The sequence below is a fragment of the Bradyrhizobium zhanjiangense genome, from assembly GCF_004114935.1.
Classification (GTDB): Bacteria; Pseudomonadota; Alphaproteobacteria; order Rhizobiales; family Xanthobacteraceae; genus Bradyrhizobium; species Bradyrhizobium zhanjiangense.
Genome location: NZ_CP022221.1, coordinates 43,040 through 56,029, shown reverse-complemented (window position 1 = coordinate 56,029; position 12,990 = coordinate 43,040). Strand labels below are relative to the sequence as shown.

Sequence of the window (12,990 nt, the reverse complement as noted above, 5' to 3'; positions counted from 1 at the left end):
TGCCCCGGACGCAGCGCGGCGCCTCTTCGGCGGTGCGCTGCAGAGCCGGGACCCGAGAGAGGACATTGCAATAGCGGTCGTGATCGGCGTAACCAGCGGCATGGCTCAAGCTCCGCAATCCCCTCCCGCTTTGTTCGATCGCGCTTTGTTGCACGCGCGGCAGGGTCGCGCGCGGGCGCAAGGTCCGGTCGCCTTCCTGCTCGATCGTGTCGCCGAGGACATGTCCGACCGGCTGGCCGCGGTGATGCGGGAATTCCAGGCACCGGCCGATCTTTGGACGCCCGGCGAAGGGCTCGTGGGACTGCGCACGAGGCTACCTGCCATCGAGCACATCGCGCTCGATGCCGCGGGTTCGGAGAAGCTTCCCTTTGCACCCGAAAGCCTCGACCTGATCGTCTCCGCGCTGGCGCTGCAATTCGTCAACGACTTGCCGGGTGTGCTCGCGCAGGTGCGCCGCGCCTTGAAGCCGGACGGGTTGCTGCTCGCCGCCATGATCGGCGGCGACAGCCTGACCGAGCTGCGTCAGGCGTTTGCGGCCGCCGAAGCCGAATGTGAAGGCGGCGTGTCGCCGCGGGTCGCGCCGTTCGCGGACTTGCGCGATATCGGCGCGCTGTTGCAGCGGGCGGGCTTTGCGCTGCCGGTCACCGACGTCGACCGTGTCGTGGTGCGCTATGCCAATGCGTTTGCGCTGATGCAGGATCTCCGCCGCATGGGTGCTGCCAATGTGCTGATCGAACGGCGGCGCGTGCCGAGCCGTCGCGCGACGCTGCTGCGGATGGCCGAGATCTATGCCGAACGCTTCGCCGATGCCGACGGCCGCATCCGTGCGACGTTCGATATCATCTGGCTCTCCGGCTGGGCCCCGCATGCGAGCCAGCAGCAGCCGCTCAAGCCCGGCTCAGCCAAGGCGAGTCTGGCCGAGGCGGTGAAGAAGGCTCGGCGAGACTAGAGCATCCGCCGATCATGTTGCAGCGTATCCTGCGGCGATGAAGTAGTTGCGGCATTCCATGAAGCGATCAATGATGCGACCAATCGCGCTCCAGAGGCCGTCGACGGTTCGTTCTGCGGCCTGACGCAAGAGTGCCTTGAGCTTGGCGAAGGCATTCTCGATCGGATTGAAGTCGGGGCTGTAGGGAGGCAGGTAGAGCAGGCTTGCACCCGCAGCTTCGATCATCTGGCGGATCCTTGGTCCCTTGTGGCTGGACAGGTTGTCCATGACGACGATGGCGCCTGGCGGAAGGTCGGGGATGAGAACCTTCTCGACATAGACTTCGAAGGCGTCGCGATTGATCGGTCCGTCGAGGACCCAGGGGGCGATGATGCCGCTGGAGGTGATTCCGGCCACGAAGGTCGTGGTCTTCCAATGGCCGTGGGGGATCCCGACCTTCAGCCGCTCTCCACGCGGACAGCGGCCGTAGCGGCGGGCCATATTGGTCGAAGCCCAGGTCTCATCGATGAAGACGAGGCGCTTGGGATCAAGCGCAGGCTGGCCCTCGAGCCAATCCTGGCGCCGCTTTACGACGTCCGGCCGGTCCTGCTCGCTGGCGTGTGCGGTCTTTTTTTGCGCGTGATGCCGTGCCGCATCAGGAAGCGACGGAGTGTGCCTTCGCCGAACACCAGCCCCTTTTGGGCCAGGCTCCGGCGCAGCTCCTCGATCGAGACATCCGGCGTCGCCTTCAGCATCGCAAGGATCGTCTCCTTGTGCGCCTCGATGCGGCCGGACCTGCGGTCTCCACCGAGCGCCTTCGGGCGTGCATCACCCTGCTGGCGCTCGCGCATTCCCCACCGGCTCACGCTTGCCGCGCTCACCCCAAACCGTTCACCTGCCTCGCGGTGCGATGCCCCCGCCTTCACCGCGGCCAGAACCCTAACTCGAAGATCCAGCGAAAGAGCCTTCGACATGCCCGCCGGCCTCCAGCCCCGGCAGGCAGTTTGAATCACCTCACAGCTGATTTGGGAATCCCTTTCGATTCATTCAGCTCGGCGGATGCTCTAGCGTGTCCCGGACACAGCAGCACCCAGGTGATGCGCTGCAGAGCCGGGACCCAGCTCCGCGGCAAGCATGGGCCCCGGCTCTGCAGCGGCACCGCCGAAGAAGCGCTGCGCTGCGTCCGGGGCACGGCATTGTCACATCAACAAATCAATCAAATGCGGGATCAGCGGGATGTCCGCGGGCGGCATCGGGTAATCGCGCAGCTTGTTGGCGCGGACCCAGGCAAGGTTTTGGCCTTCGCGCGCCGTGACCTGCCCCTCCCAGCGCCGGCAGATGTAGAGCGGCATCAACAGGTGAAAGGTCTCGTAACCGTAGCTCGCAAAGGTCAGCGGGGCCAGGCACGGCTCGGCGACCGTGATGCCGAGCTCCTCGTGGAGCTCGCGGATCAGACTCTGCTCGGGCCGCTCGCCCAGCTCGAGCTTGCCGCCCGGGAATTCCCAGAGGCCGGCCAGCGCCTTGCCCTCGGGGCGTTGCGCGATCAGGACACGCTTGTCGGCGTCGACCAGCGCGCAGGCCACCACCAATGTGAGCTTGAGATCGGCCATGCTGCCTTACGACCTGTAATCCCCGTTGATCGCGACATATTCCTTGGTGAGGTCGCAGGTCATGACGCGGTCGCGGCCCTTGCCGAGGCCCAGCGAGACCTTGATCGCGATCTCCGGCGCCTTCATCGCCTCCGAGACCTGCGCTTCGTCATAGGACGGATCGCGCGCGCCGCTCTTGGCGACGCGGATACCGTTGAAGGAGATCGAGAGCTTGTCGCGATCGGCCGGCTCGCCTGCCTTGCCGACCGCCATCACGACGCGGCCCCAATTGGCGTCCTCGCCGGCGATCGCGGTCTTGACCAGCGGCGAGTTGGCGATCGACATCGCGATCTTGCGCGCCGAGGCCTTGGTCTTAGCGCCCTCGACGGTGATCTCGACCAGCTTGCGCGCGCCTTCGCCGTCGCGGGCCACCTGCTCGGACAAATTGGCGAGCACCTGGTTGAATGCCTTGACGAAGGCCTTCAGGCGCGGGTCGCTGGCGCGGCTGATCTTTGGCGCACCATGCGCGACGGCGGCGCCCGTTGCGAAGGCGAGCAGCGTGTCAGAGGTCGAGGTGTCGCCGTCGATCGTCACCGCGTTAAAGGTGTCCTCGACGCCGCTCTTGAGCAGGGCTTGCAGCGCGGCGGGCGCGATCGGCGCGTCGGTGAAGATGAAGGACAGCATGGTCGCCATGTCGGGCGCGATCATGCCGGCGCCCTTGGCCATGCCGTTGATAGTGACCTTGGCCTTGCCAAGCTTGACGGTCGCGGTCGCGACCTTCGGGAAGGTGTCGGTGGTCATGATTGCCTTGGCCGCGGCGAGATAATCGCCGGGCTCGGCGGTCTCGGCGAGGCGGCCCAGCACGCCATCGAATTTGGTCGCGTCCAGCGGCTCGCCGATCACGCCGGTCGAGGCGAGGAAGATCTCGCTCTCGCTGCACCCGACGGCCTTGGCGGCGATCTTCGCGGTCAGTGCCGTCGATGCGCGGCCGGTCTTGCCGGTGAAGGCATTGGCGTTGCCGGAATTGACGACGAGGGCACGGGCCTTGCCGCTCTTCAGTTTGGCGCGGCACCATTCGACCGGCGCGGAGGGGCATTTCGACTTGGTGAAGACGCCGGCCACGGCCGTGCCCTGGTCCATCACCGCCAGCAGCACGTCGGTGCGGTTCTTGTAGCGGATGCCGGCCTCGGCGGTCGCAAGACGGACGCCCGCGATCACGGGCATGTCGGGAACGTGTTTCGGGGCGAGGGGAGAGACGGAGAAGGACATCGCGGGGCGCCTTGGTGGGTCTGGATATGCAGATGGCCGGGCATGTGCCCGGCCATTGCGACGTTAGATACTATTGGCGCCCGCGAAGTGACAGCGAATTCTTACTTCTTGGCAGGCGGCGCCATCTTGCTGTCGGACGGCTTGGCCGCATCGGCCGGCTGGTCCAGCCGCTCGACCTTGGCCTCGGCGCGCAGCTTGGCGACGTACTCGGCCTGGGCCTTGCGGGTGACGTAGTTCTCGATCTGGGCCTTGACCTGCTCGAAGTCCGGCGCCTTGCGGTTGCGCTTTTCCTCGACCTTGATGACGTGCCAGCCGAACTGCGACTTCACGGGGTCGGAGATCTTGCCCGGCTCGAGCGCGAAGGCGACGGCTGAGAATTCCGGCACCATCTGCTCCTTGGTGAAGAAGCCGAGGTCGCCGCCGTCGGCGGAGCCCGGATCCTTGGATTTCTTCTTGGCGAGATCGGCGAAATCGGCGCCCTTGTCGAGCTCGGCCTTCACGGCCTTGGCCTCGTCCTCGGTCTCGACCAGGATGTGGCGGGCGCGCACCTCCTGCTCGCCGGTGATCTGCTTGGAGGCCTCCTCATAGACCTTCTTCATGGCGTCGGGGGGGGTGGCGGCCTTGCCCTCGCCCGCGAGCAGGCTGTCCATCAGAAGGCGGTTGCGGGCGAATGCCAGACGCTTCTTGAACTCCTCGCTGTCGGCGACCTTCTTGTCCTCGGCAGCCTTGCTGACGATCTTCATGTCGATCAGGAACGACAGGACGTTCTCGTCCTTGGTCGCCGGATCCATCTGGGCGAGGCTCGGTCCGAGTTCTTCCTCGGCCATGGCGACGTCGCTCTTCTTGATTTCCGCGCCATTGACCTTCGCCAGCACCGGATCGTCGGCGGCGCGGAGCGGCCCGGCGAACGCCAGGGACAGCGCCAGAGCGAGGCAGCCGGCCAGAGCGGACGCATGGCGGAAACGCTGGCCGGTGGTTACCGGGAACGAGGTGGTCATGGAAAATCCTTATGTTGAAGCAGGGGGCTGCTCGAGCGGGGCGGACACTCGCCCAATCAGGGGGGCTTGGCAACGCGAAAAGTCTGTCAAAATGATGAATTAGCCGCAATGCGGCCGCCGTTGACAAGGCTAGGGGCCGGCCATATCTCTGGCCGGTCGCGTCCATGGCGATGGCGTTTATTTTGCTGCGTTTTTGGCCGTTGAACCCAGACTTGCTCAATTCCCACCCATATGGCGGACGACCCCCGCAGTCCGGGCTGAAGGCGCCATCGGCGTCACGGTGAGTTGAATAGGCAGGCGGGTGACAACTTCTTGGCTGCAACGCGGTTAAATCGCGAACACAGGAACTAGGCATGATCGGCGCGCTCGCCCGCAAGTTTTTCGGCTCCGCCAACGACCGGCGGGTGAAGGGATATCAGTCCCGCGTCAACGCGATCAACGCGCTGGAGCCTGAAGTCTCGAAACTCTCCGACGAGGCGCTCAAGGCCCGCACCGCCGAGTTCAGGAAGCAGATCTCCGAAGGCAAGACCCTCGACGACCTCCTGGTGCCGGCCTTCGCCACGGTGCGCGAGGCGGCCAAACGCACGCTCGGCCAACGCCATTTCGACGTCCAGCTGATCGGCGGCATGGTGCTGCACGAGGGCGACATCGCCGAGATGAAGACCGGCGAAGGCAAGACGCTGGTGGCAACGCTCGCGGTCTACCTCAACGCGCTCGCCGGCAAGGGCGTCCACGTCGTCACCGTCAACGACTACCTCGCCCGCCGCGACTCCGGCTGGATGGGCCAGATCTATGGCTTCCTCGGCATGACCACCGGCGTGATCGTGCACGGCCTCGACGATGCCGAGCGCAAGGCGGCCTATGCCTGCGACATCACCTACGGCACCAACAACGAATACGGCTTCGACTATTTGCGCGACAACATGAAGTATCGGCTCGAGGACATGGTCCAGCGGCCGCACTTCTTCGCCATCGTCGACGAAGTCGACTCCATCCTGATCGACGAAGCGCGCACGCCGCTGATCATCTCCGGTCCGCTCGACGACCGCTCCGACTTCTACAACACCATCGACAGCTTCCTGCCCAAGCTCGACAAGACCGATTACGAGGTCGACGAGAAGCAGCGCACGGTGACGCTGACCGAAGCCGGCATGGAGAAGATCGAGACTCTGCTGCGCGACGCCGGCCAGCTCAAGGGCGAGTCGCTCTACGACGTCGAGAACGTCTCCGTCGTGCACCACATCAACCAGGCGCTGCGCGCTCACACCCTGTTCACGCGCGACAAGGATTACATCGTCCGCGACAACGAGGTCGTCATCATCGACGAGTTCACCGGCCGCATGATGCCGGGCCGCCGCTATTCGGAAGGCCTGCACCAGGCGCTGGAAGCCAAGGAGCACGTCCAGGTCCAGCCCGAGAACCAGACGCTGGCCTCGATCACCTTCCAGAACTACTTCCGCATGTACGAGAAGCTTGCGGGCATGACCGGCACGGCCGCGACCGAAGCGGACGAATTGTTCGACATCTACAAGCTCGAGGTCGTGGAGATCCCGACCAACCTGCCGATCGCGCGCCTCGACGAGGACGACGAGGTCTACCGCACCCAGCAGGAAAAATACGGCGCGATCCTCGCCGAGATCGAGCGGGCCAATTCGCGGCTCCAGCCGGTGCTGGTTGGCACGGCCTCGATCGAAAAGTCGGAAGTGCTCGCCGAATTCCTCAAGAAGAACGGCTACAAGCAGATCGACTTCGGCAAGGACAACGCGCTCGACAAGCTTTATGCAGCGGCCCGCGCCGGCAAGCCGGCGAAGCTGTTCGCGGTGCTGAACGCGCGCTTCCACGAACAGGAAGCCTATATCGTGGCTGAAGCCGGTGTGCCCGGCGCAATCACGATCGCGACCAACATGGCCGGCCGCGGCACCGACATCAAGCTCGGCGGCTCGCTCGAGATGCGCATCCAGCAGGAGACCGCCAGCATTGAGGACGAGGCCGAGAAGGCCAAGAAGATCGAGCAGATCAAGGCCGATATCGCGCATTTCCGCGACATCGTGCTGAAGGCCGAGGAGACCGTCGAGATCGAGCCGGCGAAGGGGAGCAAGCCCGCCAAGACCGTGAATAAGCCCGGCGGCCTCTACATCATCGGCTCCGAGCGGCATGAATCCCGCCGCATCGACAATCAGCTGCGCGGCCGTTCCGGCCGTCAGGGCGACCCCGGCCGGTCAAAGTTCTTCCTGTCGCTCGAAGACGACCTGATGCGCATCTTCGGCTCGGACCGTCTCGACAGCATGCTCCAGCGTCTCGGCCTGCAAGAGGGCGAGGCCATCATCCATCCCTGGATCAACAAGGCGCTCGAGAAGGCGCAGCAGAAGGTCGAGGCGCGCAACTTCGACATCCGCAAGAACCTCCTCAAGTTCGACAACGTCCAGAACGACCAGCGCAAGGTGATCTTCGATCAGCGCGTCGAGTTGATGAGGGACGAGAGCGTCGCCGAGACCATCGCCGACATGCGCCACGCCTTCATCGACGATCTCGTCGCCAAGCACGTGCCCGAGCACGCCTATGCCGAGCAGTGGGACGTCGCCGGGCTGAAGGATGAATTGAAGCGTGTGCTCGATCTCGACCTGCCGGTCGACGAATGGGCCAAGGAAGAGGGCATCGCCGACGAGGAGCTGCTGACCCGCATCGAGACCAAAGCCGACGAGCACATGGCGGCCAAGGTCGCGCAATGGGGTCCCGACGTGATGCGTTACGTCGAGAAGACCATTCTCTTGCAGACGCTCGATCATCTCTGGCGCGAGCATCTGATCATGCTGGACCATCTGCGTCAGGTCATCGGCCTGCGCGGTTACGGCCAGCGCGATCCCTTGCAGGAGTACAAGACCGAGGCCTTCAACCTCTTCCAGGAGATGAGCGCGCATCTGCGCGAGGCCGTGACGGCGCAGCTGATGCGGGTCGAGATCGTCCCGCCGGAGCAGGAGGCTCCCATCCTGCCGGCGATGGAGGCGCACAAGTTCGACCCGAACACTGGCGAAGACGAGATGGCCCTTGCCAGCGTCACGCTCGGCGCCCAGGCCACCGACGCCGCCCTTCGCGATCCCAAGAACCCGGCAAGCTGGGGCAAGGTCGGCCGCAACGAGGACTGCCCGTGCGGCTCGGGCAAGAAGTACAAGCACTGCCACGGCAAGTATGCGTAGGGCTTGACTGTATTTGTGAGGCGCGACGTCAACGCCTCATTCCCCGCTGTCGTCGCCCGGCTTGACCGGGCGACCGAGTCCGCCGCAGCCCCTCGGCTCAATCACAGCTTTCTCTGGAATACTGGATCGTCCTGCGGGCGCTGACGCTACGTTGTGACGCGCGGCTTCTCCACATCGTCGTCCCGGCGAACGCCGGGACCCATACCGCGTGATTCATCGATGATGCGCAGTCGGCGTACCGAGCGAAGCATCGAAACCAACACCGTCCGCCAAACTAAATCCTGTGGTTATGGGTCCCGGCCCTCGCCGGGACGACAGCTTTTGTTTGGCCGGTCGTGTCGCAACTCACTCCATCGTCGTCCTGGCGAAAGCCAGGACCCATTGCCCCAGGGAGAAGTTGTTACGCGAAGCTCGTCACCACGGTCTTCGCCAAACTGCGCCCTGTCGGTAATGGGTCCTGGATCTGCGCTTCGCTTGTCCAGGACGACGTGAGTTGGGAGATCGCGTCTGATACGACAGCTCAATTCGAGCTGTCGATCAAGCTCTCCAAGAGCCGCTTCAATTCGCTGGTCGACTTGTCGCCGTAGCTCTCCAGGATGTGCTCCTCCTGGTCCACCGCGAGTGAGTTGAGCTTCTTGCTCAGCACCTTGCCGCGGTCGGAGATGAACATCAGCACCTTGCGGCGGTCGTTGGGGTCCTGCACGCGGTAGACCAACGTGTCGGAGACCATGCGGTCGATCATCTTGGTCAGCGTCGGATGGTTGAGCAGCACGGCATCGGCAAGCTCGCCCATCGAATGGCCGTTGCCATCCGACAGCACTTTCAAGATGCGCCATTGCTCGACCGGCACGCCCTCCTTGCTCAACCGCAGTTCGAGCTGCCGGTTGATTTCGCGGTTGGCTTGCGCGAGCAGGTAGGCGAGGTGTTCGGTGATCGGGGAGTTTTCTTTCGACGGTTTTGCCACGGCTAAGACTTCGTCTTGACCCAAATGAGTGAATGTCTTGCAATCAATGCTGCATCTATATGCACTTCAATTGTTGAATATTCAATATTTTCAAAATAGGATCATTGCCCAACAAAAGGGCGGAAGCCGCGGCCGCCTGCTCAATGTGCTTTCAGGTCTGGTCCCAGACAGGAGTTGGCGTGCGCGCGACGGTAAACTTCCCGGCTCACGGCGGCCCGGCGTTGCCGCCGTCCTTGCTGTTCAGGAATCTGTCGTCGTCATCGGCGGCTGATGGTGTCTTGTCGCCCAGGGATCACGCCTTCTTCCGGCGGCGCGGCGCGAACAAGCTGCGGGTCGGCGGCTTCATCTGCTGCACCGGCTCGCCCGGGGTCTGGGGCCCCTGTGCGACCAACAGTGCCAAGCTCGCCGTCGCCGAGATCAACAAGCGGGGCGGCGTCCTCGGGCGCGAAATCGAGCTTTCCATGTACGACGCCGGCGGTCCGCTTGACGAGGTGTTGGACCGCGCCGAGCATGCGATCGCATTCGACGAGGTCGATCTCATCGTCGGGCTGCACACCAGTGCGATCCGTGTCGGCTTGCGCGACGTCACCACGCGTCATCGCATCCCCTACATCTACACGCCGGTCTACGAGGGTGGCGAGCGCACGCCGGGCGTGATGGCGATCGGCGAGACGCCGCGCTGGCAGAGCCGGCCCTCGATCCACTGGCTTGCTGACGTCAAGAAGGCGTCGCGCTGGTACCTGATCGGCAGCGACTATGTCTGGCCCTGGCAGTCGCATCGCGCCGTGAAGAACTACATCAAGGAGACCGGCGGGCAGGTCGTCGGCGAGGAGTTCGTCCCCCTCGGCGAGGATAATCACGAGCCGCATCTGGCCCGCATCCGCGCCACGAGGCCCGATGTCGTGCTGATCTCGCTGATCGGCACCGACAGCATCACCTTTAACCGTGCCTTCGGCGAATGCGGGCTTGCCGCGACGACGCTGCGGCTTGCGGGCGCGATGGACGAGACGGTGCTGCTCGGCATCGGCGCCGACAACAGCGAGAACATGTTCTGCGCCTCCGGCTATTTCCCCGGCATCGGCTCGCGGGCCAACGACGACTTCCAGAGCCGCTATCGCACGATGTTCGGACCGAACGCTCCGCCGATTGGCTCGCTCGGCCAGTCCACTTACGAAGGCCTGCGTTTCCTCGAAGCCGTCGCGAACAAGGCAGGTTCGCTGTCCATGGCTCCCATGCTCGCGGCGGGGCGCAACGTCGTTTATGGCGGCGCGCGTGGCCCGGTCACCGTTCGCAACGGTCACGCCCGCATGCAGATGTATCTCGCCGAGGCTGACGGTCTCGACTTCAAGCTGATCAAGCCGGTCTGAGCGAGATTGTCCATTGGCCGACGCGGATCTTCGAAATAATACTTGAAAAGGAAAATATTTCCGTCTGTAATATCGAGGTGAGGCCGGTTGGTTCCGCGCTGTGCAGGCGCGGTGCCCATGCGGCTTCCGTCCACGCCAGGGATCAAGAAGCCTTTGAGGAGAGCGCCGTGACAGTTGTCCTTCCCACGCCAGCCCAACTTCGCAGCGTCGCCGAGCAGTGCGGCCTTTCGCTGACCGACGACGACGTCGCCTCGTTCCGCGGCCTGATGCAGGGCTCGATCGAGGCCTACAATCTCGTGGCCACGATGCCGGACGAGGTGCCGGCAGTGAAATATCCCCGCACGCCGGGCTACCGGCCCTCGGCCGAAGAGAACCCGCGCAATGCCTGGTATCGCAAATCGACCGTGAAGGGCGCCGCCAGCGGCAAGCTCAAGGGCAAGACCGTCGCGCTGAAAGACAACATCATGCTGGCCGGCGTGCCCATGACCAACGGCTCGTCGACGCTGGAAGGCTATGTGCCCGATTTCGACGCCACCATCGTCACGCGCATGCTCGATGCCGGTGCCGAGATCGTCGGTAAAACCCATTGCGAGCATTTCTGCCTGTCCGGCGGCAGCCACACCGGCTCCTACGGGCCGGTGCACAATCCGCACAAGATGGGTTACTCGGCCGGCGGCTCGTCGTCAGGCTCGGGCGTCGTGGTTGCGCTCGGCGAGGTCGACATGGCGATCGGCGGCGATCAGGGCGGCTCGATCCGCATGCCGTCATCGTTCTGCGGCATCTACGGAATGAAGCCGACCTGGGGCCTCGTGCCCTATACCGGGATCATGCCGATCGAGATCTACGTCGATCATACCGGCCCGATGACTGCGACGGTGGCCGACAATGCGCTGCTGCTCGAAGTGCTCGCCGGCGACGACGGCTACGATCCGCGCATCAAGGCGCCGAAGGTCGAGGAATACACCAAGGCGCTCGGCCAGGGCGTCAAGGGCATGAAGATCGGCATCGTCAAGGAAGGCTTTGAGCAGCCGGGTGCAGAGGCCGCGGTAAATGAGAGCGTGCGCGAGGCGGCGAAACGCTTCAGGGATCTCGGAGCCAGCATCGAGACGGTGTCGATCCCGATGCACCTCCTGGGCGGCGCGATCTGGACCCCGATCGGCACCGAAGGCCTGACCCAGACCATGATGTTCGGCGACGGCTACGGCCTCAGCCGCGGCGATCTCTATTCGACCTCGCTGATGGACTTTCATCGCGGCTGGCGCCGGCAGGCCGATTCGCTGTCCGAGACCACGAAATTGTTCATGATGCTCGGCACCTACATCAACAACAATTTCGGCCCACGCTTCTACGGCAAGGCGCTCAACATCTCGCGACGGCTGACCGCGGCCTATGACAAGGCGTTCGGGGATTACGATCTGCTGCTGATGCCGACCACGCCGATGAAGGCGACGCCACTGCCGGCCCCCAATTCCAGCCGCGAGGATTACGTTGCCCGCGCGCTCGAGATGATCTCCAACACTGCGCCGTTCGACATCACCCATCATCCCGCGATGTCGCTGCCCTGCGGCATGGTCGATGGCCTGCCCGTCGGCCTGATGCTGGTCGGCCGCATGTTCGAGGAAGCCACGATCTATCGCGCCGCTCATGCCTTCGAGCAGATCGGCGACTGGAAGAAGATATGAGCGAGGCTTCGATGCAGGCGAACGGAGCGCCAGAGCGTTTTCGAGCGAAGTGGATACCGGTTCGCGTCAAGAAAACGCGTCAAAACAAGAATCCAGAGCCCAGTTCCGATTCCATCGGAACGGGAAAGGCTCTGGCGCATGGCTAACGCGTTCGTCGCGGCGTTCGAGATCCTGAGCTTCGGCGCGATCATCGTCCTGATCGTGCTGGGGCTCGGGATCATCGCCAGCATGATGGGCATTTTCAACTTCGCGCAGGGCGAGTTCGTCCTGCTCGGGGCCTACATCACCTATCTCGCCTATGCCAAGGGACTGCCGATCTGGGCCGGCATGGTTGCGGCGCCCTTTGTGGTCGGCGCGCTCGGCTTCGTGCTGGAGGCGTTGATCATCCGCCGCTTCTACGCCGCGCCCATCGTCGCCATGCTCGGCACCTATGCGCTCGGCCTCATCATCCGCGAATCCGTGCGCGGCCTGATCGGCGGCTTCTATCTCACCGTGCCCGAACCAATCGGCGGCTCGCTCGACATCGGCGCCATGCACATCTCGGCCTGGCGTTTTACCATCATCGTCATCACGCTCTTGGTGATGGGCGGCTGCTATCTGCTGCTGTCGCGCACGAGTTTTGGCCTGCGCGTGAGGGCGACGCTGGAGAATCCGTCGCTGGCGCGTGCGTCGGGCATCTCCACGCCGCTGATCTACGGCGCCACCTTTGCGTTTGGCGCAGCGCTGGCCGGCCTTGCCGGTGCGCTGATCGTACCGGTGTTCAGCCTGTTTGCCGATCTCGGCCTGCGCTTCCTGATCCAGGGTTTTGTCGCGGTCATGGTCGGCGGCGTCGGCTCCTTCATCGGTCCGGTCGCCGGCGCGGGCGTCATCGGCACGCTCAGCGCCGCGCTGCCCTGGGTGATGGCGCCCGTCGTCGCCGACGTGCTCGTCTTCGTGCTCGCCATTGTCTTCATCAAATTCCGCCCGCAGGGCCTCATCGCTGGAAAAGGGGTTTAGTCA

10 protein-coding genes are annotated in these 12,990 nt (G+C 64.2%); 5 read left to right on the top strand and 5 right to left on the bottom strand.

What is annotated here, in order from left to right; genetic code table 11:
• The first annotated feature begins 100 nt into the window (after positions 1–100).
• Positions 101–949, top strand: a complete 849-nt coding sequence (locus XH85_RS00275) for a methyltransferase domain-containing protein (RefSeq protein ID WP_128937041.1) — start codon at positions 101–103, stop codon at positions 947–949.
• A gap of 12 nt (positions 950–961) precedes the next feature.
• Here the strand turns inward: XH85_RS00275 and XH85_RS00270 are convergent.
• The 4 genes from XH85_RS00270 to XH85_RS00255 form a co-directional block, all read right to left on the bottom strand.
• Positions 962–1,902 (bottom strand): IS630 family transposase gene (locus XH85_RS00270; RefSeq protein WP_128930253.1). Its coding sequence is split into 2 segments (ribosomal slippage): positions 962–1,566 and positions 1,566–1,902, totalling 942 coding nucleotides; the frame shifts between segments, so codons are not numbered across the junction.
• Between the two features lie 225 nt (positions 1,903–2,127).
• Complete coding sequence (mutT, locus tag XH85_RS00265; RefSeq protein WP_091898958.1) at positions 2,128–2,538, bottom strand: 8-oxo-dGTP diphosphatase MutT; 411 nt, start codon at positions 2,536–2,538, stop codon at positions 2,128–2,130.
• A gap of 6 nt (positions 2,539–2,544) precedes the next feature.
• Complete coding sequence (gene argJ / locus XH85_RS00260) at positions 2,545–3,786, bottom strand: bifunctional glutamate N-acetyltransferase/amino-acid acetyltransferase ArgJ (protein ID WP_128930252.1); 1,242 nt, start codon at positions 3,784–3,786, stop codon at positions 2,545–2,547.
• A gap of 101 nt (positions 3,787–3,887) precedes the next feature.
• Positions 3,888–4,784 (bottom strand): peptidylprolyl isomerase, encoded by an 897-nt coding sequence (locus tag XH85_RS00255; protein ID WP_128930251.1) that lies wholly within the window; start codon positions 4,782–4,784, stop codon positions 3,888–3,890.
• A gap of 353 nt (positions 4,785–5,137) precedes the next feature.
• Between XH85_RS00255 and secA the strand changes: the two genes are divergently transcribed.
• Positions 5,138–7,978 (top strand): preprotein translocase subunit SecA, encoded by a 2,841-nt coding sequence (gene secA / locus XH85_RS00250; protein ID WP_128930250.1) that lies wholly within the window; start codon positions 5,138–5,140, stop codon positions 7,976–7,978.
• Positions 7,979–8,498: 520 nt separating this feature from the next.
• Here the strand turns inward: secA and XH85_RS00245 are convergent.
• Complete coding sequence (locus XH85_RS00245) at positions 8,499–8,942, bottom strand: MarR family winged helix-turn-helix transcriptional regulator (RefSeq protein WP_128930249.1); 444 nt, start codon at positions 8,940–8,942, stop codon at positions 8,499–8,501.
• 179 nt (positions 8,943–9,121) lie between these two features.
• Between XH85_RS00245 and XH85_RS00240 the strand changes: the two genes are divergently transcribed.
• The 3 genes from XH85_RS00240 to XH85_RS00230 all read left to right on the top strand — a co-directional run bounded on the left by XH85_RS00240 (position 9,122) and on the right by XH85_RS00230 (position 12,987).
• Positions 9,122–10,309, top strand: a complete 1,188-nt coding sequence (locus XH85_RS00240) for a substrate-binding domain-containing protein (protein ID WP_164940457.1) — start codon at positions 9,122–9,124, stop codon at positions 10,307–10,309.
• Between the two features lie 167 nt (positions 10,310–10,476).
• A complete protein-coding gene (locus XH85_RS00235; protein ID WP_128930248.1) occupies positions 10,477–11,991 on the top strand; it encodes an amidase in 1,515 nt (504 codons plus the stop codon).
• A gap of 138 nt (positions 11,992–12,129) precedes the next feature.
• Positions 12,130–12,987, top strand: a complete 858-nt coding sequence (locus tag XH85_RS00230; RefSeq protein WP_128930247.1) for a branched-chain amino acid ABC transporter permease — start codon at positions 12,130–12,132, stop codon at positions 12,985–12,987.
• Positions 12,988–12,990: the final 3 nt, after the last annotated feature.